This window comes from Leptospira selangorensis (assembly GCF_004769405.1).
In the GTDB taxonomy this organism is placed as follows: Bacteria; Spirochaetota; Leptospiria; order Leptospirales; family Leptospiraceae; genus Leptospira_B; species Leptospira_B selangorensis.
The window spans coordinates 75,878-100,865 of record NZ_RQES01000018.1; the positions used below are offsets into that span (position 1 = coordinate 75,878).

The 24,988-nt window shown below is 41.0% G+C and carries 18 protein-coding genes; 6 read left to right on the forward strand and 12 right to left on the reverse strand.

Annotated elements, in window-relative coordinates; genetic code table 11:
• Positions 1 to 133: 133 nt before the first annotated feature.
• Positions 134 to 1,822 (reverse strand): putative bifunctional diguanylate cyclase/phosphodiesterase, encoded by a 1,689-nt coding sequence (locus EHO58_RS12845; RefSeq protein WP_135680207.1) that lies wholly within the window; start codon positions 1,820 to 1,822, stop codon positions 134 to 136.
• Positions 1,823 to 2,285: 463 nt separating this feature from the next.
• Here EHO58_RS12845 and EHO58_RS12850 point away from each other — a divergent pair, with 463 nt between their 5' ends.
• Complete coding sequence (locus EHO58_RS12850; RefSeq protein ID WP_135680208.1) at positions 2,286 to 3,407, forward strand: alkane 1-monooxygenase; 1,122 nt, start codon at positions 2,286 to 2,288, stop codon at positions 3,405 to 3,407.
• A gap of 86 nt (positions 3,408 to 3,493) precedes the next feature.
• Here the strand turns inward: EHO58_RS12850 and pepN are convergent, their stop codons facing one another.
• From pepN to EHO58_RS12865, 3 genes are read right to left on the reverse strand one after another with little or no spacing between them, the layout of a single operon-like run.
• Positions 3,494 to 6,016, reverse strand: coding sequence for an aminopeptidase N (pepN, locus tag EHO58_RS12855; protein ID WP_135680209.1), 2,523 nt, complete (start codon positions 6,014 to 6,016; stop codon positions 3,494 to 3,496).
• Position 6,017: 1 nt separating this feature from the next.
• The gene (locus EHO58_RS12860) at positions 6,018 to 7,277 is read right to left on the reverse strand and encodes an MFS transporter (RefSeq protein ID WP_135625904.1); all 1,260 of its coding nucleotides are present in this window, start codon (positions 7,275 to 7,277) and stop codon (positions 6,018 to 6,020) included.
• Between the two features lie 9 nt (positions 7,278 to 7,286).
• Entirely contained in the window at positions 7,287 to 7,871 is a 585-nt protein-coding gene (locus EHO58_RS12865; RefSeq protein ID WP_135680210.1) for an NUDIX hydrolase, read from the reverse strand.
• Between the two features lie 163 nt (positions 7,872 to 8,034).
• Here EHO58_RS12865 and EHO58_RS12870 point away from each other — a divergent pair, with 163 nt between their 5' ends.
• From EHO58_RS12870 to EHO58_RS12880, 3 genes are read left to right on the forward strand one after another with little or no spacing between them, the layout of a single operon-like run.
• Positions 8,035 to 10,497, forward strand: a complete 2,463-nt coding sequence (locus tag EHO58_RS12870) for an ATP-dependent helicase (protein WP_135680211.1) — start codon at positions 8,035 to 8,037, stop codon at positions 10,495 to 10,497.
• Positions 10,498 to 10,501: 4 nt separating this feature from the next.
• Positions 10,502 to 11,146 (forward strand): tetratricopeptide repeat protein, encoded by a 645-nt coding sequence (locus EHO58_RS12875; protein ID WP_100707928.1) that lies wholly within the window; start codon positions 10,502 to 10,504, stop codon positions 11,144 to 11,146.
• Complete coding sequence (locus EHO58_RS12880) at positions 11,050 to 13,410, forward strand: LIC_12586 family protein (protein ID WP_208728807.1); 2,361 nt, start codon at positions 11,050 to 11,052, stop codon at positions 13,408 to 13,410. Before EHO58_RS12875 ends, EHO58_RS12880 begins: the two co-directional genes overlap by 97 nt.
• Here the strand turns inward: EHO58_RS12880 and lpxB are convergent.
• From lpxB to sucC, 7 genes are read right to left on the reverse strand one after another with little or no spacing between them, the layout of a single operon-like run.
• The gene (gene lpxB / locus EHO58_RS12885) at positions 13,400 to 14,680 is read right to left on the reverse strand and encodes a lipid-A-disaccharide synthase (RefSeq protein WP_135680212.1); all 1,281 of its coding nucleotides are present in this window, start codon (positions 14,678 to 14,680) and stop codon (positions 13,400 to 13,402) included. The genes EHO58_RS12880 and lpxB overlap by 11 nt on opposite strands.
• A complete protein-coding gene (locus tag EHO58_RS12890) occupies positions 14,628 to 15,482 on the reverse strand; it encodes an LpxI family protein (RefSeq protein WP_135625908.1) in 855 nt (284 codons plus the stop codon). Before EHO58_RS12890 ends, lpxB begins: the two co-directional genes overlap by 53 nt.
• Before the next feature lie 2 nt (positions 15,483 to 15,484).
• Positions 15,485 to 15,724 carry an FmdB family zinc ribbon protein gene (locus tag EHO58_RS12895; RefSeq protein ID WP_100707925.1) on the reverse strand — a complete coding sequence of 80 codons (240 nt, stop codon included), beginning with the start codon at positions 15,722 to 15,724 and terminating at the stop codon, positions 15,485 to 15,487.
• Between the two features lie 25 nt (positions 15,725 to 15,749).
• Complete coding sequence (locus EHO58_RS12900) at positions 15,750 to 17,180, reverse strand: SH3 domain-containing protein (RefSeq protein WP_135680213.1); 1,431 nt, start codon at positions 17,178 to 17,180, stop codon at positions 15,750 to 15,752.
• An 18-nt stretch (positions 17,181 to 17,198) separates the two neighbouring features.
• The gene (locus EHO58_RS12905; RefSeq protein WP_135680214.1) at positions 17,199 to 18,797 is read right to left on the reverse strand and encodes a TolC family protein; all 1,599 of its coding nucleotides are present in this window, start codon (positions 18,795 to 18,797) and stop codon (positions 17,199 to 17,201) included.
• 30 nt (positions 18,798 to 18,827) lie between these two features.
• The gene (sucD, locus tag EHO58_RS12910; RefSeq protein WP_100724292.1) at positions 18,828 to 19,712 is read right to left on the reverse strand and encodes a succinate--CoA ligase subunit alpha; all 885 of its coding nucleotides are present in this window, start codon (positions 19,710 to 19,712) and stop codon (positions 18,828 to 18,830) included.
• 26 nt (positions 19,713 to 19,738) lie between these two features.
• Positions 19,739 to 20,911, reverse strand: coding sequence for an ADP-forming succinate--CoA ligase subunit beta (gene sucC / locus EHO58_RS12915; protein ID WP_100709321.1), 1,173 nt, complete (start codon positions 20,909 to 20,911; stop codon positions 19,739 to 19,741).
• Positions 20,912 to 21,365: 454 nt separating this feature from the next.
• Between sucC and EHO58_RS12925 the strand changes: the two genes are divergently transcribed.
• Positions 21,366 to 22,850 (forward strand): sulfurtransferase, encoded by a 1,485-nt coding sequence (locus EHO58_RS12925; RefSeq protein ID WP_135680215.1) that lies wholly within the window; start codon positions 21,366 to 21,368, stop codon positions 22,848 to 22,850.
• 67 nt (positions 22,851 to 22,917) lie between these two features.
• Here EHO58_RS12925 and EHO58_RS12930 read toward each other — a convergent pair whose 3' ends face one another.
• Positions 22,918 to 23,364, reverse strand: coding sequence for a DoxX family protein (locus EHO58_RS12930; protein WP_135625913.1), 447 nt, complete (start codon positions 23,362 to 23,364; stop codon positions 22,918 to 22,920).
• A gap of 357 nt (positions 23,365 to 23,721) precedes the next feature.
• On the opposite strand from EHO58_RS12930, the gene EHO58_RS12935 reads away from it, so the two are divergent.
• Entirely contained in the window at positions 23,722 to 24,861 is a 1,140-nt protein-coding gene (locus EHO58_RS12935; RefSeq protein ID WP_135680216.1) for a DUF819 family protein, read from the forward strand.
• The last annotated feature ends 127 nt before the right edge of the window (positions 24,862 to 24,988 follow it).

Consider the following 24,988-nt stretch of genomic DNA (forward strand, 5'->3'; position numbering starts at 1 on the left):
GAAAGTATGGATACTCGTGCAATTCGATTAACCCGAGAACTGTTACAAACAGATTAAATGTAATAAAGTGAAAGATTGGAATGAGTGAGAACTAATCGAATCCGATTAGTCTTAAAGTTGCGGAGAAGTTTGTTTAGGTTTGGACGAATACCTCTAGTTCTTCTAAAAGAATAGGTTTGCTTAAAAAATATCCCTGTGCTTCGTCGCAGCCTAGATCTTTGATCTTGCGCATTTGTACTTCTGTTTCTACACCTTCAGCAGTGATCCTTAGGCCTAAACTTTTTCCTAATGCTACGATCGTTTTGGAAATCGCCAGGGAATTCGGATCCGTTAGGATCTTACGAACAAAGGATTGGTCCACTTTTAAGGTTTTGAGCGGGATCTTACTTAAATAAGAAAGGCTGGAATATCCTGTTCCGAAATCGTCCAAAGCAAGAGAAATCCCCCAGGAATGCAATTCTCCTAAAATTTCCAATGCGGATTGTATATTGGTAATTAAGCTGGATTCGGTGATTTCAAGCTCTAGATCTTCTACGCTTAGGTTGTTTTTTTCTAATATATCTAGGACTTTTTTAGCGATATTCTTATCTTCTAATTGTTTTGCGGATAAGTTTACGGAGATACGGATTGGAGGAAGTCCTCTCTTTTTCCAATTTCCCAGGTCTTCCATCGATTTAGAAAGAACCCATTCTCCCATCTCTCCAATGATCCCACTTTCTTCTGCGATTGGTATAAATATTGTAGGGGAGATAACTCCGTATTCGGGATGATTCCATCTAAGCAATGCTTCTGCGGAGATCTTTTTGCCTGTTTGTACTTCTATTCTTGGTTGGTACTGAATGAATAATTGGTTTTTAGAGATCGCAAGTTTTAGATCTTTTTCTAGAAGGTATTTCTCCTTCATTCTTTCCTTCCACTCGGAAGAATAGGTTTGGATCTTAGAAGTCCCTGAAAGTTTTGTCTGGCTTAATGCAGTTTCAGATTTCCATAAAAGTTGGTCTGCGGATTTTCCATCATAAGGAAAAACTGATATTCCAATTCGTATTTCGGAGGAGATCTGTTGGTTTACGACATTTAAGGGAGAAGATGTGCTGTTCTGGATCTTTTCCGCCCAAATCTCTGTATCAGTTTCTAAAATTTGGGAAGAAGAAGGTAACGGAAAGAAGGAGAATTCTCCATCTCCGGTTCTTGCGAGAACAGTTTCAGGCCCGAGCATTGTTTCCAATTTTTGCACTAGTGATCTTAAATATAGATCTCCCATATGTACGCCGAAATTGGATCGGATCTGTTTTAAGTGAGTGGCTTCCAATGAAAGAACAGGAAAACTTAATATTTCTTCTCTCATAGAAAGTTCATGTAGGGAATTGCTTAATCTTTCTAAGAATAAATCCCGATTAGGCAATCCGGACAATCCGTCGTAGTTTGCCATATAATGGATTAATTCATCCAGTTTACGCACTGTGGTTACGGTATCCGCCATTAAAGAGCCGGCTTCGTCTTGGAATACTGTGGGTAAATTTGGGATCTCTCTTTCACTCAAATATCTGTTTAGGGATTTGGAAGTGAGCACAACCGGAGTTAAAAGTTTATGTAAGGCAAAAAGTGTGGCGGCAGTTCCTACTAGAGTTGCTATAAGTGCGATCCCTAAAATTTTTAGGGCTGTTTGTATATCTTGAACAGTGGATAATACAAAAAATAATAAAAGTGTGATCAATGGAACATGGGTCCCAAGGAACGCAACTAGCATAATTTTGCTGGAGTAGGTTTTAAGAATTCGGATCTTGCTAAGATAGGAATAGAAATTTAATCCGTTAAGACTCATCAAAATTTCCTTCTGATTGGAACGTTATACGTTTTAGCTTGTGCTTTGCTTTTCGTCTTAAGGAGGGAATGTTTTCTACTTATAAACCATGCTTTTGAAGAGGTCTTTCGAAACAAGGACAAAAAATTATAGGTGTAGATCGAAGTGTTTAGTTGATAATTTATTTTCTGGTTATGATCTCTATATCTTTGCGACAGGGATACGAAGGGCTTAAGTCCAGGCAATGCCTGGATGAGCGCTTATGCGCGAACCCGGAGTAGCCCGGTCTGAGCGTAGCGAAGAGTCGCCCAATCCTTTTCTGCTGTTTAACGCCAATCTGATCCATTTTAAAACAATTGTTAGAAAAAATGCCACTCTATAGATTTTTTTCTTGCCTCGGATTCGGTTTATGTTATAATACCAAACGTTCGAAATAAATTAAATCGATTGATTTTCCCGAGGAAATGCGGGATAGGAGAGAGAGATGAGTGTAGGGAAAAGATTATCCTTCTTGATCGCATACCTGATCCCGGGCTTGGCCGTGGCAGGTTACTATTTGGGAGGCAGTTTTAATTTTTTAACTTTGGCGGTGGTATTCGGAATTCTTCCGATCATGGACCTCTGGATCGGGCCGGATGCAAGTAATCCGAAGGAAGAAGATGTGCCTGAACTTCAGAAGGAACTCTATTTTAGATTCCTGACCTATGGTTGGGCTTGGATCCAGTTTGTTTTGGTGATTTGGGCTTTATGGGAAATCCAAACCCAAACTCTTTCCACATTAGAGTGGTTCGCTTTTGTTTTAGCGATCGGTGTGAACACCGGTGGGATCGGGATCACTGTTGCTCATGAGTTAGGCCACAAAAATACTAAGATAGAACAATGGTATTCCAAGTTTATTCTTATGACCGTTTGTTACATGCATTTCTTTATAGAGCATAATCGTGGACATCATGTGAATGTTTCTACTCATGAAGATCCTGCTTCCAGTAGAAAGGGTGAATCGTTCTTCGCATTTTATCCAAGAACCGTTTTTGGAAGTTTAACAAGCGCTTGGAATTTAGAGAAAAAAAGATTGGGCAAATTGGGTAAGTCTTCTTGGACCTTGGACAATGAAATGATCACATCTATGATCATTCCCGTTCTATTTATCTCCGCAGTGACCGGGATTTTTTATGCGATCACAGGTAACTTGAATTGGCAGGTGCCAGCATTTTTCTTCGTTCAAAGTTGGATTGCGTTCTCTCTATTGGAACTCGTGAATTATATTGAACATTATGGTTTGGCTCGTAAGGAATTATCTCCTGGAAAATTCGAGAAGGTTCTTCCGATCCATTCTTGGAACCAAAACTTTAGCTTGTCTAACGCATTCTTGTTCCAATTGCAAAGACATTCCGATCATCATGCGAACGCAGGAAGAAGATACCAATCCTTGAGACATTTCGAGGAAAGTCCTCAACTTCCTTATGGTTATGAATTGATGATACTTCTGGCTTTATTTCCTCCGCTTTGGTTTAAGGTGATGGATAAAAAATTGGAAGAATGGAAGAGACAACATGGAGGATCTTCGGCAAGCCACTCAGGAAAAAGGGAACCTGCTACCGCATAATCCTGTCTAAAAAATAGATCTTTTTGGTAAAGAGTTAGAGGCTGCCCTCTAACTCTTCTTTTTTCTTAAGAGGCTAAGACGGTCTTTTAGTTTTTGTATTTTTCTAAAACCTTAAGGGTTCTTTGTATATCGTCTCTTTGTTGTTGGAGATCTTTTTTCAATAGTTCCGGAAGTTTTTTATTTTGGTCCAGAAACTCTTGGGTCCTCTTTAACAAATTCGGATTCGGCTCGAAAGAAGGGAACATCATATGACCGAATGCGGAAGCAAAATGAGGATCTCTTGTTTCATACACTGAGATTACCGAATTAAAATAAGAATCAGTATAAGAAATCAATAGTTGTTTTTGGTGATTCCATTGAAATCCCCTCATTCCATATCTTAAGAAGTCGGTAGAATCTCCTTCTTTAGGTTTTAGGAATCTTTCCCAAGATTCTTTTTTGGTTTTAGGATCAGGGAAAGAAATGCGTGCTAAGAAAGCTTTTTTTGCTCCAAGATCCGTATTGTCTTTGGAGGTTTCTTCTTCGATCCGTTTAGAAGATTCCGGATCTCCATAAGCACTGAGTCTGGATAGAATGACCCAACGTCTTTCTTGGTCCATTGCGATCCCTGGGATACTTTTTTTCTGGTCCAGTAATTCTTTCAGGTAAGAAAGTTGTTCAGGTGATTTAGAAGTATTTTCTAATATTCTAAACCATAATATCTGCTCTTGTTCAGGGTTCTGAGCGAGAAGTGATTTTTCTTTGGCGATTTTGTTGAGCTTGTCTGACCAGTTTCTTTTCTCCGCTTCCGGGATATAATTGTCGATCACTGTCAAAGCTTTGGTGAGTATATGACTGTTTCGAACGGAAAGATCAGGTTCTTTTAAGCCTTGGTCCAAAGCTAATTCGAGGAACTCTTTGGGAGCAAGTTCCGCATCTCTTACCATCTGCCATAAACTTCCCCATACAACTCTTCTGGAAAAACGATCTTTTAGAGTGTGTAGGCTTCTTTTTAGGATAGGAAGTGATTCTTTACTTAGGTAGGTTTTTGCATAAGCAAAGTCTTCGGTGTTTAAAAGTAGAAGGTCCGCTTCTCCCGTATAATTTTCCTCTAATAAGGTTTCTTTTCCTTTTACGAGTACCCTTTTTTTCCAGACTTCTTCCAGCACGCCGTTCTTTTCTCTGAATAAGGAAGCTTGGAGTGCATGTGTGCGTAATAGCCCGTTTGTAGCAGAAGGTCCTTGGTATAGGAATAATCTACCGTTTTGTCGGACGGGACTGAGAGTATTGACCCCTGTTGTTTCCAACCATTCTTTGCTCCAGCCTCTGATATCGATTCCGCTGGTTTCCGACATACAAGAAAGAAAATCGTTTAATACAGTATTCTTCTCCGCATGTCTTTTGAAATAAAGCCTCATCGCATCTCTGAATTTTTCTTCGCCCACGTAATACATCAATTGGCGAAGAACCGAGGCACCTTTGGAATAAGAGATCCCGTCGAAATTGCTGATGGCTTCTAATGTATTTTCTGCTTTTCCTGCAATAGGGTGGGTGGTGGAAAGTTGGTCTTCTCTGTAAGCCCATTCTTCTCTTACATAAAAATGTTCTAATGCATCCGGGAAAATTTTCCCGTTGGACATGGAATAATAGGAAAGATAATCCGCAAAACTTTCATTCAACCAGAGATCGTTCCACCATTTCATTGTGACCAGGTTTCCGAACCACATATGCACCATTTCATGATACACAGTGTTTGCTCTGTTTAAATATTCGGAATAGATCCTAGGCCCGCGGAAGATATAACTTTCGGAGAATGTAACAGCTCCCACATTTTCCATAGCTCCCATATTGAATTCAGGTACGAATATTTGATCGTATTTTCCGTATGGATAGGGAACTCCAAAATATTCCTGTAAGAAGCCGAACGCTTCCTTTGTGATCGCGAATAAATTCTCCGCATCCATATACTTGGAGAGAGACTTTCTGCAGAATATTCTAAGAGGAATTTCTCCCGCCTTATCTTCCCACACCGCATAAGGTCCTACGATCAGAGAGAATAGATAGGTGGAGAATTTTTTGGTCTTATTGAATTTTATGTTTTTATAATTTCCTTGGGTTTCTTCCGATTTCGGGACCGTGTTATGAATATAGGTCCATTCGGAAGGTCCTGTGATTTCCAGCTCGTAAGTCGCTTTTAGATCCGGTTGGTCGAAAGAAGGGAATAATCTATGGGCTTCGAACGGTTCGAAGTCCGTATGCATATATTCCGCTTTGTCGGAAGGGTCCGTAAATTTATGAAAGCCGGAGCCGCTATGATCAAAAAAATTTTTGTATTTGATCTTAAGCTCGTTTTTGCCTTCTGCTAATAATTCTCCAGGCAAGAAGAGTGCGGATTCTTTTTTTTCATAATTTGTTTCTTCTTTTCCGTTTATCCAAAGGATCTCAATTTTTTTAGATACGAAATCTACCTTGAGTTTCCCTTTTTTGCCGCCATTATATAGGAATCGAACTGTGGTTTCTCCCTCGTAATCTTGGGATCCTTTTTCCAGTTTTAATTTTAGAGTATAGTCCACTTCGGAGATCTGTCCGGAGCGGAGCATCGCTTCTTGTTGTGTAAGAATATTATCCATATTAAACCGTTATATCCTTTAGATCCATTTTTCGAAGACGAGGTGAGATTGCGGTAATAATCCCTACGGTTAGGAGAGTGAGCGTTCCTCCGATGACTACGGAAGGAACAAGACCAAATGCTTTTGCGGTCGCTCCCGATTCGAAGGCCCCTAATTCATTGGAAGAACCGATGAATATATTATTCACCGCGGAAACTCTTCCTCTCATATGTTCAGGTGTATACATCTGAACGATTGTATGACGGATCACAACACTTACCATATCAAAGGAACCGCTTACGATCAATGCTGCACAAGATAAGTAGAAGTTCCTGGAAAGTGCGAATACGATCATACAAAGTCCGAAACCGAATACACTACTGAGTAATATTACTCCTGAATTCGTTTTAGGAGGTTTGACTGCTATGAATAATGCACATAGAACCGCACCGATCGCAGGAGCGGACCTTAAAATTCCATAATATTCAGGACCCATTCCTAAAACTTCTCTAGAGAATGTAGGGATAAGTGCTACTGCTCCGCCGAATAATACAGCAAATAGATCCAAACTGATCGCGCCCAGGATTAGTTGGTGGCCGAACACAAACTTCCAGCCGGTTCCCAAACTTTTCCAAATGGATTCCTTCTCTCCTTGTTTTTCAGGAACAGGTTTGGAAGGAACAAGCAGTAATAAAAATAAAGAGAACACCATGATGCAGAAGTCCGCAAGGTAAGCAGTCTGCACTCCGTTAAATCCAGTTAGAAGTCCACCAAGCATCGGGCCTAAAACTGCAGAACCCTGCCAAGCGACACCACTCCATGTAGCAGCGTTCGGAAAAATTTCCTTAGAGACTAATTGAGTTTGGAAGGCCGCGATACTTGGAGATAAAAATCCTCTACAAATTCCGGAGAAGAAGATTACGGAATAGATCGGATATACCCAATATTTTTCGATCACCCATTCGAAACCGGGAAGAGTGAATAATAAAAGTAAGAAGGAACTGAAAGTCAGACCGCTTAAAGAAAGGAAGATGATCTTCTTCCTTGGAAAACTATCCACGACCAATCCCGAGAAAAGAGAAACTGCCACGTTAGGCACAAGTTCCGCAAATCCGATCAAACCTACGAAGAGAGCGTCGTGGGTGATATGGTCTATCTGCCAGAAGACCACAGTGGATTGCATAACGAATGAAAGTGTGACCAAAAATTTTCCGGCCAAAAAGTTCCTGAACTCAGGAACCTGTAAGGATATGAAAGGACTCGTGTTTGCGGATTTTGTCATGAGATAGTTCTACTTCTTCTTTTCTCCGTATTTTAAAAAGAATAATCCGAATGCTGCCACGACCATCGCGTGGTGTAGGATATTCTTTTCTAAAATTTCGGGGATTTTGTTTAAAGGATATTGATACACTTCTATTTGTTCGCTTTCATCCAGTTCCTGTCCACCCGGGTGAGGATATACATTTCTGGCGATATAAGTATGACACCAATTGTTCATGAAGGCAGGATTTGCGGAAACCTTTCCTAAATATTCCCACTCGTCCGAGATAAAGCCGGTCTCTTCTCTCAGTTCAGCCTGTGCGGATTCTAAGATCGAATTTTTTTCCGCGATACCACCCGGGATTTCCAGACAATAAGAATGTAAACCATGTCTGTATTGATCGATTAGGATTACATTTTCATCTGCGGTGAGTGCGATTATATTCACCCAATCCTTGGATTCTACTTTGAAAAAATTGCCTGAGATTGTTTTGTCCGGAGAAACTTTCGGAATAGAGACTAACTCAAAAATGGGAGTTTTGAATGTTGAAGTTTTTTTTCCTTCTTCCCAAAGATTGGAATCGGGGAGGTAATTTTCTGGGCGGAATTCTTGCATATCTGCCGTTTCTTCCAGTTTTTTGAAATCCTTTCAGATTCGCAAACCTTTGCCTGTACGCGGTTGACAAGAAGAGAAAAATCAGGATTATGTCGCTTATAGATGGGGTTCGAAAAATCGGATTTTTCGGATCCTTAAGATTATTTTGCCCTCATAAAGTTGGATGAAAGAAGAAACGAATCATAGTCTCGACCTGTTTTCCCATTTGGAAATTCCGGAACAAAAACCGGAAGAACCTGCACAGGATCTACCATTACTCAGCTTTTCGGAAAACATTTCCCTTCCGAAAGAAGAAGGTCCGCAAATGGAAGGAACTCCCGCTTCTTCTCCCCGAGAAGAAGTTCAAGAGGAATCTTACGGTTCTTCCTTTTATGAAGAAGACGATTTTTCAGAAAATGAGACTCCAGAGTTCGTTTCAACTCCAGTAGAAGTTTCGGAAGAACCAAAAGAAATTGAACCTGAGTCAGTGGTAGGAACTCCAGACGAGGTTGAGATTCCGATTTCAACCGAGGTCCAATCTGAAACTTCTTCCCCCGAAGAAAAACCTTCTGCTCCCAAAAGAAAAAGAGAAGAAAGGCCTAAGGAACCTCGAGATTCCGCTGCTATTTTCCTAAGTTTGTCTCCGGAACAGGCCCGCGCGGTCCAAACGATCCATGGTCCTCTTTTGATTTTCGCAGGTGCAGGTTCCGGAAAAACAAGGGTGATCTCTAATCGTATCGCTCATATGATCCAGGACCATCATATTCCTGCGGGAAAGATCGTTGCATTGTCCTTCACGAACAAAAGTGCAAAGGAAATGGGAGAAAGAGTTCGCAAACTGATCCCTAGGAACTTATTAAAAGGGATTACTCTTTCCACATTCCACTCTCTTGGACTTGGAATATTAAAAAAACATATTGAGAAGTTGGAATATAAACAACCTTTCCTTCTTCTGAACCAAGCGGACCAAGAAGGTCTTGTGACTGGAATGCTTGTGGCACAGAAACTCGAGCCTAAACGTCCTCAGATCATGGAAGTTCTTTCTAAAATTTCCAGGATCAAAAACTCAGGAGAAGACTATTTAGCGGATATGAGGACCTCTATGAATGAGGGAGATCTACTGGCTGCTTCTCTTTTCCAACAATACCAAGACACTTTAAAAGAACAGAACTCGATCGACTTTGATGATCTAATCCTTCTACCTTCTAAACTTTTAAGACAGTTCGAAGAAGTAAGAGATGAATACCATAAAAAGTTCCAATACTTCATGGTGGATGAGTTCCAGGATACGAACCCGATCCAATACGAATTTTTAAGAGCTCTCATGGGAGAATCAGACAATCTATGTGTGGTAGGTGACGACGACCAGTCTATCTATGCATTCAGAGGTTCCGACGTAAGTTTGATCCTAGGATTCGAAAATGATTTTAAGGGCGCAAACGTTATCCGTCTCTTGGAGAATTATAGATCCACAGACATCATTGTCTCTGCCGCAAACTCTCTAATTCGCCATAATCTTTCCCGAAGATCCAAAGAACTTTTTTCCAAGGTGCCTGGTGCCCTCAAGGTTAAGTATGTGGAAAGATCGGACGAGAAAGACGAAGCCGAATGGGTTGCCGACAAGATCAGGGAAGAGATCATCAAAGAGGCAAGGAAGGGAAGTCAGATCGCGATCTTATTCCGAACTAACTTTCAATCCAGGCCTTTTGAAGAAGCATTTCGTGCCAGGGAAATGCCTTATAAGGTAGTAGGCGGTTACAATTTCTTCGACCGTAAAGAAGTTCGAGATCTGATCTCTTATATCCGTCTAATCGCTAACCAAAAGGATGATGCGTCTTTATTAAGAATTATTAATTATCCGAAACGTGGGATCGGTGCCGGTTCCATCTCTCTTGTGCATGAAAAAGCGGCTCAGAACAAAGAATCTCTTTATGAGACATTATTCAGAGTCTGCGAATCTCCTGATTTCATCCCTGATTTGAACCGTAAAATTTCTTCAGAGATCTATAATTTCGTAAATCTGATCGAAAAGGCTAAAAAGAAGTTTTCTTCTTCTCCAAGATTATTCTTCGCATTACGAGAGTTAATCGCAGATTTGGGTCTGGAAAAAGAAATCGTGTTAGAAGAGAAAGAAGAGAAGGTCGCAAAGGCTCGTATCTATAATATGTCAGAGCTTGTGAACATGTTGGCATTCTTCGAAGAGAATAATGACTCAGGCGAAAAGCCTACACTATTCGACTTTATCAACCGTTTGGCGATGCTTATGGAAGATGAACCGAATGACGAGAAAGAAGATAATCGAGTACAGTTACTCACCATTCACCAATCCAAAGGATTGGAATTCGAGTCTGTTTATGTCGTAGGACTAGAAGAGGGGATCTTACCTTCCGGAAGAGCCACAGTAGAAGACCAATCTGTGGACGAAGAGCGGCGTTTGATGTATGTAGCGATGACTCGGGCGAAGAGGCATTTATGCTTGACAGGTGCCGCTAATCGCCGCAAATTTGGGGAGCAATTGGCCTCCGAACCTTCTCGCTTCCTTAAGGAGATAGATCCGGAGACTTTGGACTGGCTTTCTAACGAGGAAACCAGACAACAGGAGACTAGTGATTTCCTGCAAGAACTCGAAAAATTGAAAATCGGATGAGAAAATGAGTAAATATCTGACAATATTGTTTATCGGAGCTCAATTCCTCCTCTACTGTGCAAGTACACAAAAAGAAGGGGCGGTTTCCGCCAATTTAGAGACCCAGGTCCGAGCGGAAATCAAGGGAATAGACCAGCAATTAAGCGATCTACACCCTGAAGACAAAAGACGTTCCGAGCTACTCCTCCAAAAATCCAAACTTTTACTAAAAATCGAATCTTTCAAAGAAGCTTCCCTTGTATTGAGAGAAGTTCAAAATTCCAAAGATGGTCGTAATCTTCAACATTTGGACCATTATTTAGGTTCTGCTTATCTTGGGATCAACGACTATGATAATGCTATCGTTCATTTCCGTAAATCGGACAATGTGGATCGCGATTTTGAGTCTGTTACCCGTAAAAAAATGTGGGCAAAAGCGTATTTCGAAGATGAGAAATATGGCCAGGCTCTCGGGATTTTAGGCAGAGCTTCCAGAGAGAAAAACTTCGAAAAAGATCTATTCTACTATGAGACAGTAGTAGTCAGCTTCTACAGAATTAAGGAATACAAAAGATGTCAGTTGGTTCTGGAAGAGGGATTACAGAAATTTCCGGAAAGCCTAGTACTGAAGGAAACCTCGGAGAAAATCAGCCAGGTTCTCCAACGGTAATTTACCTCACAATTCCTCTCCCTAAAAATCCATTCTTTAAAAAGGACAGCGTGACATTTCAGATCGCTGTCCCAGCTAAACTGTATCAATTCATATCTTCTTCTTTTCAAAAGATACAAACAATCGCTGAAAAACCTTCCTTTAGAAAGATATCCATAGCTCTAATTGTAGTTTTCCTTCTTCTTGCGGCAGCTAAAGAAACTGCAGAATGGTACTTCGTGAGAAGAGTCCTGGATTTGCGAGGAGTGAAGGAACTCACACGCGGATTCATCAATGAAGAATTAGACAGAGCAGTGACACTTGGAGTCGTAGAATACGAATTCCCAAATCATGTATTTATAGAAGATCTAAAAATTTCCAGCGATGAAGACTTTGCTTCCCAGAGAATGATCTTCAAAGCAAATAAAATAGAATTATTATTAAGAGGTCTTTGGAAAGGCCAACCTTCCGTAAGAGCGATCCGAGTGCGTAACGCACAACTGAGTATCGATCTGGAAGATAAGATCTCGGGAGAGATCCTATCCTATATCCATAAGATCAATATTCCTGAGATCCGATTAGAAGATACAACAGTTACAGTCTATAAAGGTGGCAAAGTACTTCTGGAGAATGTGAAAGGGATCGATTTTGATATCCGAAAAGAGGATACTAAGATCAATGTTCAAATTTCTGATTCTTTATTTCCGATCCCTGGATTTAGATATGTGAGCGGAAGATTCAGTACGGATATCGGAAGCAAGAACATGAATCTGGAAATTCTGTTTAAGAATGCGAAGGCAGAATCTTCCGGAGGTTTATATTCGGAATTTTCCCAATTTTTTCCTAAGAAGGGAAAAATTTCCGGTCGTGCCGTTCTGGAATCAGATGGAACCAATTTAAAGGTCGAAGGTAAAACAGAATTTTCTAATGTAAAAGGGATCGTTTTGCAGGAACTTCCATTACAAACCGAAGTTTGGGAATGGAAAGATATAGATCTGGAACATGAATGGACCCGCGATCAAAAAGGAGATGTCTTTACCGAGGAACATAAAGTATTCTCCGGAGAAGATAAACTCACTCTCCTCAAATCTAAAAATGAGAAAGGACTGAAGTCCTGGGATTTAAGTCTCACCGTCCAAGACTTGGATGATATCCGTAATTTTCTGCCCGTATCTTCCGATCTGAAAACTTTGGGTGGAAGTCTGGATCTACATTGGAAGGGATCCGAAACCGGAAGTTACGGAGATTGGATGAAGTCGGAAGCTAAATTCTCTCTCCAAGATTTTATATGGAAGGATCCTTATTTGGATCTGGAGATCAAAGATGCAGAACTTGGCTGGAATGTTTCCGGAGTTTTGGAAGCAAAACTCAAAGGAAAACAATTCGGTCTTCCTTGGTCTGCAAATCTAAAAGGAAAAACAGGATACAGAAAGGGAGTGAAGGGAGATGGGACTTCCTACTTTCCTCTGCAAGGAGAATATAATCTGGAGTTAGAGACAGACTCAATCGTTCTTTCTAACTTTTTTCCTCTATATAGTTCCGTTCGCCAATGGATCAGAGAAGATATCCATACCAGGATGGAGAAGTTAATCCCTGAAATTAATTTTACCAGAACTCCTATTTATAAGTATTTTTTAGAAAATCCAACTGGTAGCCTCAAACTGACTTCTAAGGAAGTAAAATGGGATCTTGGACTTCCAAGCATGGGTAAGTTGGATGTTGGTTTAAAATTTGCACCTTCTCAATCTAGACTGGATGCAAGTATTGCCGGTTCCGGAACTGCCAAATTGAATTCTTATTTTACCTACGGCACCGATAACCCTTATTTCGGGATAGATTTCGAGACAATCAATTTGGCCTGGGGAGTTCCTAGTTTTTCTTTCTGCGGTGGAGATTTGATCCCTGAAAGTCTGGATTCAGACGGTAATATACGATTTAACGGAAATAATTTCCTAGACATTCATGATAGAATGTACGTCACCATAGATAAGGTGAAACTTTCGAATACGATCTGGAAAGGAAAGGGTGAATTTCCAGTGCCTGTTCCTCCTAAGTTCGAAATGGGATTCGATTATTGGAATCCGGGTAGCCCTCCTAAAAGAAATGTTTATTGGAAGGGAGGAAACGTAAGTGCCACTGCGAATTCTTATATTGATTCCGATTCAGTTAAATATTTTGTGACTGGAAATACTTACTCACTTTCCAGCGAATCTAATTCTGCGGCGCCGATCTCAGCGTTTGCATTTAAGATAAAAGAGAATGGCGCGGGTTGTATTAAAGAGTAGTTGTTGGTTTCTCTTTCAAGAATTGAAGAATAGCTCTACTCGCGTTTTTAGAACTATGTTCTTCGCCTAAAGATTCTTTCACTGACCGGATCTCTTCTATCATCTGATTCCTGTACTTTTTGTTTTTCAGGATGGCCATTGTTTCTCTCACTGTTTCTTCCGGAGTACATTCTGCCTGAATGAGTTCCTTCACTGTTTCTCTTCCACTCAGGATATTGACGAGTCCGATGAATGGTGTACGGATCAGAAGTGCTGAAATAAAATAGCTGAGTAAGCTGACCTTGTATAAGATCACCATCGGTTTTTCGAAATATACAACTTCTAAAGTAGCAGTTCCGGAAGTTACTAAAACAATATCAGAAGCTTCTATACATCTCAAAGAACGATCGAATAAATATTCGATCTTGATACCAGGATGAGATTCTTCCGTTGCCTTAATTTTAGTTTGGATGAACTCTTCTTCTTTTAGGTTGATGTTCGGAATTAAGAAGCGGACATGTTTTTTTTCTGCCTCCGCTTCCTGGTGGATAAGTGCTGCGGATTGGAGTAATGTATCCAACATTCTGTGGATCTCTCCCGAGCGAGACCCTGGCATAAGAGTAATCGTTTGCAGATGAGCTAATTGTTTTTCATCTACCGGAATGGGAGCTTCTTTTCGGATCTTCTCCTTAATCCTTTGAGCGATCGGATGTCCTACAAATACGGAACGGACTCCGTAATCGTCGTATATCTTCTTTTCGAATGGAAACAATACTAACATCAGATCTATAGTTTCTTTGATCTTATAAATTCTTCCGAAATTCCAAGCCCAAAGTTGAGGAGAAACATAGAAGATCACTTTGATCCCTAATTCTTTGAGCCTGGCTGCTAGTCTAAGATTAAAACCGGGATAATCGACTAGGATTGCATGTGTGCAAGATCGCGCCACGGCTTCTTCTACCAATCGATCCATAAGGGCTTTTAGGAATTTGTATTTGAATAGTACTGCAGTGAAACCGATTACGGAAAGTTCTTCCATATCTTCTATGGAATCGAAACCTTCTTCTAACATTCTTGGGCCGCCTATCCCGAAAAATGTAAGGTCTGGATCATGCTTTTTAAGTTCCTTTAATACTTCTGCGCCTAGTAGATCTCCGGAATGTTCTCCGGCTAATATCATAAATACGGGAGAAGAAGGTACGGAAAGATTTTCCGTCCTAATTTTGTCTCCGGCCTTCTTAGGCTTTAGGGAGCTTTTTTTGGGTAGAGTTAATTTTCGAGACGTTGCCACGGCCGATGCTCAAGATATGGATTTTCAATTTTTCTGCAAGGTTAATAAATTCGGAAGGATTTACAATTATAGTCTCTCCTTCTCGAACGGCGAGTATATCGCAGTTATTCTCGCTCATTACTTTTAGGGTTTCTATTCCGACCGTAGGTAGATCGAATCTTGGGTCTTGGCTTGGTTTGGAACTTTTGCAAACTACTGCCTTTCTTTTTTTGGCAAAACTTCCGCCTCTTTTAATGGCCTGGTCTGTTCCTTCTACAGCTTCTACCGCTAATACCGATTTATCCACCACTACTACTGCTTGGCCTATGTCCAGGTGAGCGATCTTCTCCGCGTATTCCATTCCGAAGATCACATCTTCTATCTGTTTTTTGTCCAAGGATCTTTTAGTATAACGCCCTTCCGGAAGTAATAATGACTTCAGATAGGTTTTTTGGGAAATGATATGAATCCCTTGTTTTTCGAAATCTTCTGCCACTGTTTTGAAAATAGAATAGTCGTGGCGATTCACCATTCTCGCGAGTAGGGCGAGGGCTTTTAAGTCGAAGTTCAGACTTTTGAAGATAATCTCTTTTTTAACTTTTCCTAATAGAAGAAGTCTATCTATCTGATTGGCTTTGCACGATTTTAATAAGCCGCCGATTTTTACGATTCGGATCGGGATCACTCTATCCGGATAATTTCCCGGAGTAAAGTCGGACTCGGCTATGGAAAGAAAGAATGGATCTTCCCCTGCAGCGAGGGCTTCTCTCATTCCAATCTGAGGAAGATTTCCTCCTCCCGCTAATATTCCTAAACGTCCCAAACTTAGTTGGAAGAAGAACCGGAGGATCCGGTGGAAGATTCAGAACTTTTGGATGAGGATTTATTATCCGTTACATAGAATCCGGATCCCTTAAAGATGATCCCTCCTACGTTAGAGATCAATCTGTCTACTTCTCCGGTTTTACCGCAGAGAAGACAGGTCGTGATCGGATCGTCCTTCATGGATTGAAAATGTTCGAAAGTTTGTCCGCAAGCCTTGCATCTATAATCGTAAGTAGGCACTGATTTTCCTCGCTTGATCTTATGATCAAAATAAAAACTTAAATTGGAACGCTGCCGCATTCGAATCGGATTTTTTATCCGCTTGTTGTAGGCAGAGTTTGAATAGAACTCCCTCTGCGGAGGTAACTTCTTCTTCAGGAGAGATACCTTGAAGTACGGTTTTTTCTCCTACTAATAGAGACGCTGATATTGTCCCGTTTACCGAAAAAATTCCGAGTTGGAATCTTTTCTTTCCACCTGATCCAAGTATATACTTGTTTCTATTGATGGAAATACTCTCTCTGTCAAGGTCGATTTGGTAAGAAGGTTTCCATTCACCAGGTCTTCCGGAATACAGTTTAAAAATCGGAACAGGCTCTTCTCCGCTTAAACTTGCTGTTAAAAATTCCAAAGATCTAAAAGGTTCTTCTACAATCCTGCAGATCTCTTTGTATTTTCCAGTTTTAGATTTGTATAATACGATTCCATAATCCCCATCCAAGGCCAATTTTTCTGTGGGGATATATTCTCCATGAAATCCTGGAGGGATCTTATCTTCCGTCCAGAATGCAAAGTCCCAAGCTTGGCTTTTTTCGGATTGGGAGAATTCAGCAAATGTTTCTTCGGCTTTTGCAGAAGGATAAGGATCTTCTTCTAAAAAATGTGAGAAGATCCAACCTGAGATCTGTAACTCAGGAATATATACTTGGACCCAGTTTCCTTTTCTTCCTTGGACAGTTTCGGAGCGAGGGTCCTTATCCAATGCGTAAAGTAAGAGCCCTTTTTTTAAACGAGCCTTACCAGGGTTCTCGGTTCCAGGACCGGTTCTGAGATTTGTATTCTCTCCGGTGTTCTTAAATCTGGAACCGAGTAATGTAGAATCTTCTCTAACGGAAAGAAAACCTAATAGTTCGGAAAGTTTGATCTGGTCTCCGTCGGAAAGTTTGGTTTCTCTTTTTAAAACTTTTTTCAGAACGGAAGAATACGAAGAAATTCCTAATGTGACCGGATTACTTCGGATCAGTTCTTTTAGATCTCGTAAGAATAGAATATCATCTTCCCATTCTCCTGCGATCTCTGCTCTGGATAGAATTGCTTTTTGTCTCCAATATCCGCCAGGTCTTAGTTGTAAAATAAACGGGTCTTCGAATACGGGAAATTCTCCCTTGGATTCTAAGGATTTTCCAGAACCGATCCCATTTTCTTTTTGGAGTCTCGCTGAAATTTTAGATCTGTCTTCCGCGTCCTTCGTGACCAGTTCCGCATTCAATCTAAGAAGAGATTGAGAACCGTAAAAAAGATCTTCTGGAGTAGGGGAGGTCGATTTTTTTACTAGGAAGATTACCTTCTCCCATTTTTCCTTTTTATAATATTCGTAAATAGTGTCGGACGGTTTGGGCCAAAAACGAATGGTAAGCCAAACGATTAGCCCGAATAATACGATCCCGAATATAGAAAGGAAAAATCCGCGTTTCAATGAGAACTACGAAGCCTATTATTCCAAGTGCGGAATAAGTTTTTCCGCATCCAGATCGAATCTTTCCAAAAGCATGTTTTTCGCGATATAGTATCTCATTAGATCTATATTAAAATTCACTTTTGCTTGAGTAAGGCTGAGCTGGTCTCTCACCAAAGTATCCAAAGCATTTTTAACTGCGACTGCATCCGCTCTTCCTTGTTGGAAGCTTCGGACCACACCGTTATAATAGTTTTGGGTTTCTTTTTCGGTGACTATGGAGTTCTTATAAATTTTATAACTAGCTTCTAAAGAATCGATCCTTCCTCTTAGATCGTCTCTTACTTCATTCTTAACTTCGTTCTCTTTTAGAGTAGCTTGGCGAACTCCTATCTCGGAGTCTCTTCTTCCTGCAGCAACTCCCTTATCGAATAATGGATAAGAGAAACTTACTTTTCCGTTGAAGTCTTTGTAACGAGCAGATTGAACACCGTCAGTCGCGTCCGTATAATTTTTATCAGGGCTTGTGATTGTTTGAGCCTGAGAAGATGCAGAACCGGAAAGAGTTAGAGAAGGTAACTGATCACTTTTTGCATTTTTCAGCATAAGTTCAGCGATCTCTTTTTCTCTGACTGCGTTTAGATAATCCGCTCTTTTTTTATAAGCGATATCCAGGTCTTTTGTGTAATCAGGTTTTTCAGGAATTTCTTCCATAAGATCTGTTTCTTCTGAAAGATCCGAATCATTTTCTAATTTTAAAGTACGAGCTAATTTTCTTTTTGCTTCGTCTTTTTGAACGACTGCTGTTTCTAATTGGCTATCCGCTTGTGCGAGTAGAGCATTCCATTGGTTAACTTCGAATCCTTCCGAAAGTCCTAAACCTTGTTTACGAACAGTAAGATTTCTAATATTGCTTACATTCTCTTTTAATCTGCGGAATGTTTTTAAGGACTGTAGTTTAACTGAATAGTCCCAGAAATCCACAAGAGATCCTACGATCGCTTCCGAGATCTGAAGAGAAACTTGGCTTTTCGCCATTTCTTTTTGGTTGTCCAGGATTCTCTCCTGGTTTCTTCCCTTATAACCGAATGAGTTTTTTAATAAGTCTTGGGAAACTGTGGCAGTGATAAATCCAGTATAAAGTGGAGGAAGTGCAAGTCCTGCAAAACTCGCAGTAAGAGGGTTACTCTTGTCCTCGAAAGCGTTCGAGTCGAATCGTCTGTTTCCTGCTTCTAACTTGAAGTAGGTTCCGGTAGTGCGGATCGTTTTTTCAATCCCCCCTTTGATCGTATCATCGGAAGTTTTTGTTCCAGTAAATACGTTGTTCTGGTTCAAAGGAAGAACTGTTTGTCTGAAACTTCCGTCAGCTACTAATCTCCAAGAATATTGGGACTCCGCTTTTAAGTAACTTGAATCGGTTTTTGCCAATTCGTATCTAAGATTTTGTAGTTTGAAGTTGCTATCAAGAGCTCTTTTAACTGTCTCTTCAGTAGTTAACTTCAGGACCTTTCCGGATTTATTCTCTTGGGAGAATATCCCGGAAAATCCCGAAAGGAGGATGAGGCTCGAAACCAAAAAGACAGAGATTGTCTTCCCGCTTATTGTTTTGGTCCAAAAATTCCCATTTTCTAATTTCATAACCTTTCCTCCCGATCTTAAAGTATTAGATTAGCCTAATGCTTTTTTCATTTTTTCGCCGACTTCGGCGATAGATTGGCAAACAGAAATACCTGCATCCTGCATAGCTTTCATCTTGGAAGAAGCTGTTCCCATTCCTCCGCTGATGATCGCGCCAGCATGCCCCATCCTTTTTCCAGGAGGTGCAGTTTGGCCTGCGATAAATCCTACTACAGGTTTTTTAACATGAGCTTTGATATAAGCAGCAGCTTCTTCTTCTGAAGTTCCGCCGATCTCTCCAATCATTACGATACCTTTAGTTTCAGGATCTTCATTCAGAAGTCTAACTGCTTCCGTGTGATTCATTCCTGGAACAGGGTCTCCACCGATACCGATCACAGTGGATTGTCCCAAACCATGTTGGGTAAGCTGTGCAACTGATTCGTAAGTTAAGGTTCCTGAACGGGAAACGATTCCTACGTTTCCTGCTTGGTGAATAAAACCAGGCATGATCCCCATTTTAACTTTGTATTTAGGAGAGATCACACCAGGGCAGTTCGGTCCAACCAGTCTGGTTTTGGAATTACGAAGTGCGCTATAAACCTTAAGCATATCATGTGTTGGAATTCCTTCTGTGATACAAACCACAAGAGGAATTTCATTGAAGATACCTTCTAAGATCGCGTCGGCTGCGAATGGAGGCGGAACGAAAATGATAGAAGCATTTGCTCCTTCTTTAACGATCGCGTCTTTTAAACTATTGAATACAGGAACGTTTTTACCGGCGAGTTCTACATTTTGCCCGCCTTTTCCAGGAGTTACTCCTCCTACAACGCTAGTTCCGTATTCTATCATTTGAGTCGCGTGGAAAGAACCTTCTTTACCGGTAATCCCTTGAACCACAACTCTTGTATTGCTATCTACTAATACTGCCATGTTATATTAAGTTAACCTTATGTTATTTATTTAATGGCATCTGCCACTTTTTTAGCCGCGGTGCGAAGATCCTCTTCTCCGATGATGTTTAGACCGGATTCGTTCAGGATTTTTTTACCTTCTTCCGCGTTGGTTCCTTTCAAACGAACTACTAATGGAACATTGATGTTCACTGCTTTAGCAGCTTCGATGATCCCCAGAGCAACTCGGTCACAACGAACGATCCCTCCGAAGATATTGATGAAGATTCCTTTAACGTTTGGATCTCCCAGGATCAGTTTGAATCCGTTGGTAACAGTAGTAACGTTCGCTCCACCGCCCACGTCTAGGAAGTTTGCAGGTTCGGCACCAGCGAGTTTAACGATGTCCATGGTTGCCATTGCAAGACCTGCACCGTTAACCATACAGCCGATGTTTCCATCTAACTTAACGTAGTTGATATTGTATTCGCTAGCTTGTACTTCTAAAGGATCTTCTTCGGAAACGTCTCTGAAAGCAGCGTTTTCTGGATGGCGATAAAGTGCGTTCTCATCTAAGTCGATCTTACAGTCACCTGCAATGATCTCGTTTTCTTTGGTAAGGATCAAAGGGTTGATCTCTAATAAAGATGCATCTTCTTTAATATAAGCATTATAAACGGAAGTAAGAAGAGCTTTAAAAGACTTATGGGATTCGGCAGGAAGGCCAAGATCAAAAGCAAGTTGAGAAGCTTGGTTTGGTTGTAATCCGATACCTGGATCTACTGCGATCTTCAGGATTTTTTCAGGATGAGTTTCCGCAACTTCTTCAATCTCCATACCACCTTCAGTGGAAGCCATGATGATTGTTTTGCGGATCGCGCGATCTAATAATACACTTAAATAAAATTCCTTCGCGATATTGATCCCTTGCTCGAGATAAACTTTTAAAACTTTTTTACCTTCAGGTCCAGTTTGAGGAGTGATAAGTTGCATGCCTAGGATCTTGTCTACGGCGGCTAATGCGTCTTCTTTAGTTTTGGTAACTTTAACTCCGCCGCCTTTTCCTCTACCACCAGCGTGGATTTGGGCTTTAACGACTACAACAGATGCTCCCGTTTTGGAAGAAACTTCTTCGTGGGCTTTTGCACCGTCTTCTTTTTTATCAATTACTACGCCGAAAGGAACTTTGGCGTTATGGCGTCTCAGGATTTCCTTGGCCTGGTACTCGTGAATTTTCATGAATCAACCTTGTTTTTTTGGATGTGAGTTCAGTTTGGAATGCTTTTTCTAAGGATTTTACCTGGAAGAATCCTGTCCATCCCCTTTCGGTAGGAGTTCCCACAAGAGGCTTTAAATGAAGGGACCAACCTTGGTCCAAAGTCCTCTGCGACTTTGCGTCTCTGCGTGAATCTATAATTTTTACTTTTGAAGATGACTCGGGTCCGGGGGTCGAAGGTAAAAAGATTCCCCGGAGAGGGGGTAGCGGAAGACGCGAATGCGGCTATAGCGTGGGGGATTCCTCCCCCTCAAAAATCGACCGAGACATTTCTGTGACAATACTTTAGAAACTGAACCAATATATTTTCCGTTATCACATTATATTTTCTGCTATATTGTATATTTTGCCTGATTTTTAGGATCATTCTAACCAAAAAGGGCTAACTCGTGGCTTGCCACGTTAGGAGAAATATAAATGAAGGTGATCTATATTGGGCTGGTATGCCTATTTTTGGGGACGTTTGTCTCCTGTGATTCAGGGGGCGGCGATTCTAATTCCGCTCTAGCGGTATTGGCAGGTTTTGGAAATTCCATTCCGGTCAGTTCCGCGGCAGATTTAACGAATGAATCTGCTGCTTCTTATGATGATAACGAATGGGGGCTTGTAACTTCTTCTCGTTTGGAATCTTGGGTAAGCGATTGGCAAAACCAAAAGCCGTCTCATATCAGCGGAAAGCTTGTGATCTTACAAAGTAGCCTTGCGAATAATTTTTCGGGGGATACAAGTGGGAGATCCTACGTTAAGCCTGATAATGCAAACGGAGTGTATGTGTATCATCTGGATGATTTTCAAGCTGGATTCCGTTTCAACCAGCAGAGAGATACAGGACTCATTCGTAACTCAGTACGTTACCAAGCTGACGGCCAAACTGTGGACCAATGGTTGAAAGTATTCGGGATCAATTTGAAAACAGACTTGGTAGTTTTTGCAGTAGGCTCTGCGAACAATAACGGTACCGCTTATACGAATGGAAGCCAAACCCAGGATATTACCAGAGGAATTTATTGGCTTAGATATTGGGGAGCGGATATCAAACATCTCGCGATCCTAAACGGAGATATCAGGAGCAATTTTACGAATGTAACTTATCTTTCTGCGACCAAGGATACAGCTCCGAATGCAAATGGGAACTTCAGCGTAAAACAACTGAAGGTGGATAATACGATTATCACTCTAACCTTAGAAGATATCATTAAGATCGCTAAAAATAATGGAAGCGCTTCTATTAGCGGGCTTACAGGAACTCAGATCATTGTGGATGCAAGACCTACGAATCAATATGACCAAACTGTCGGGATTACGAACTCAGGAGCAAATCATATAACAACCGCTTGGAATGATTCAGGTGCTCCTGCTGCAGGTGTGAGTGGAACTCCGAAGAAGTATGTTTTGTTTGAAACTAGGATCAAAGGAGCAAAAACGTTTCCTTGGGCTTCTTTATTAGATACTTCTGCTACCGGATATAGATTTAAGGATAAGGTAACTCTTGCAGGTATTTTTGCGAATACTGGAACCGGAGGAGCAGGTTATACTGCGGGAGCTACAATCGTTTCCCAGTGTAGGACAAACTTCGAAGCACAGGTGAATGGATTTGTTTCTCAGAATATATTAGGATATCCTACTGTATTCTATGATGGTTCTTTAGTAGAATGGACTTCTCTTGTTGCGGAATATCCTGATTCTACGGAAGGAACTAGTTTTAACAAACTTTCCTTAACTTCTCCTTTCAGAACGGATACTGCGGATTTGAGTTATGCTCCAGGCGGGAACATTAATTATAATTCACATTCTTCCGGTGGGACTGGAAGCCCTTATGTAACCGTGGCTCAGGCGGATATAGATCCTTCTTCCACTACAACACGCAAGGCTCAGGCAGAAGATAAGGCTTATAAGTATTGATCTGAAAAAGAAAAGGCTCCGAAGGAGCCTTTTGTAACTTGAATATTCTATATTTATAATGTTTATTTTAGAGTGAGGAAAGGATAGCAAGATCCAAAGAATAAGCTCCTCCACCTACGATTGCTAGTGCAATTGCAAGTCCGATCGCCAATACTTGGAATTCGTAACCTTCTCCTTTTTGAGCTCCATACCAGTTCATGAAAAATCCATGCTCTTTATGAACGAGCAGGGCTGCTCCAAGCATAATGATAGCGATACCGATTGCGGAGACTCGAGTAAGTAGTCCTAGGATTAATGCCACGGATCCGAATGACTCACCAATAATAACTAAGAATGCGATGATTCCTGGAAGCCCTGCAGTTTGAGTAAAATATCCATAGGTTCCTTTAAATCCGTAACCGCCGAACCAACCCAATAATTTTTGAGCGCCATGTGGGAAGATTACGATCCCGAGCGTTAATCTTAAGACCAGTGGGACGATATCGCTGCTGGTTGCTAATAATGTTTCTAACATTTTGAATACTTCCTTCTATTAATTCAGGAATTAATAGTTTATTGTTAAAGTATATTACTTTGAATATGAAGTATTTCTTACAAGTTTTTTTCACCAGGGTCGGCCAAAAATCGGAAATTTTTTCAGGTAGGAACTCCTGACCCGAAATTTCAGCGGGATAAACTGCCAAGAATCGCCGGTTTGTAAGGAAATTTTCGACTTTTAGAGATGATCAAAATATGATTCTATGGCCCAGTTTATTGGTCTGAATTTTTGTCAAAATTCAATATAGCAGAATTTAATCTGTTATTTATGATGATCGGATTTGGGATGGTCCTGGAGATCTTTCGATACATTCGTAAAAGATCGGGAGAGAAGATGTCTGAAATAGTCCACTGGATAATCTCTGTTTTATTTTTAGGATTTGTTCTCGGATTTCCATGGCTTGCAGGGAGTCTTTCTGGAAAGCATAAATGGTTGGGGTTTTTAGGACCTGTCGTTCTATGCTACGCTTCCGGAATCGTATTGGGGAACTTAATCCCAGCTGAGTTTTTACCCAAGAAGATCGCAGAAACAATTTCCGAAATTTCTATCCCGATCGCAATCCCACTGTTGCTTGCTTCTTCCGATTTTGGACGAGGTATCAAAGAAGCAAAACTTGCGTTATTCTCCTTCTTTCTATCTTGTATTGCAGTTGCGATCTCTTCCGTTTCCGTGGGCTTTTTCCTAAGCGCTCTACATCCGGAATCTTCTAAAATAGGCGGGATGCTTGCCGGTCTATATACCGGAGGAACTCCGAATTCGAATGCAATCGGTTTAGCTTTGGATACAGGAAAGGCAACGATTGCACTTGTGAACACTGTCGATCTTTTGATCGGTGGAACTTATCTTTTATTCCTTCTTAGTTTTTCCAAAAAAGTATATTCAATTTTCCTAAAGCCAGAGGTGGTAAGTGAGGAAGGAGGAGAAATTTTTTCGGAAGTCCAGGTTTCTCCCAAAAATCCTATTATTCGTTTGTTATTAGGAGTTTTTCTTTCCGTTTTAGGTTTGGCCGGTTCTCTTGGGATTTCTCAAGTAATTTTCGGAACTGCTTCCGCGCCTTTGATCCTACTCGGCATCACTACCTGGGGAATCGGGATCTCATTCTCTAAAAAAGTAAGAAGTTTGAATACATATCCGGTCGGGTATTATTTTATTCTAATATTCTCCGTTGCAATTGGGTTTTTGGCGGATTTTGGAAGTTTAGTTAAGGGAGCTTCAGGTGTTCTGTTGATCGTTCTTGCGACCATGTCGATTGCGATCCTTCTTCATTTACTTTTTGGGATCTTATTTAGGATCCCTGTGGATACTTGGATTATCACTTCTGTCTCCAGTATTTACGGCCCTGCATTTGTGCCTTCCGTCGCAGCTGCAATTGGTAATAGAGGTGTGCTGATTTTAGGGATTTTGACCGGGCTAATCGGGTACGCTGTTGGAAATTATTTAGGTTTGGCAGTGTATTGGTTTTTGGCGAGGTAGGGGGGAAGGACGCGGAGGAAGGAGAGGCTCAGAGTTTTTTCACGCAGAGGTGTAGAGCCGCGGAAGTTTTTTACTCAGGTTCAGGAGCTCGTTTTGTGCGAGAGCGATTTTTGCCTGGAAGCTATCG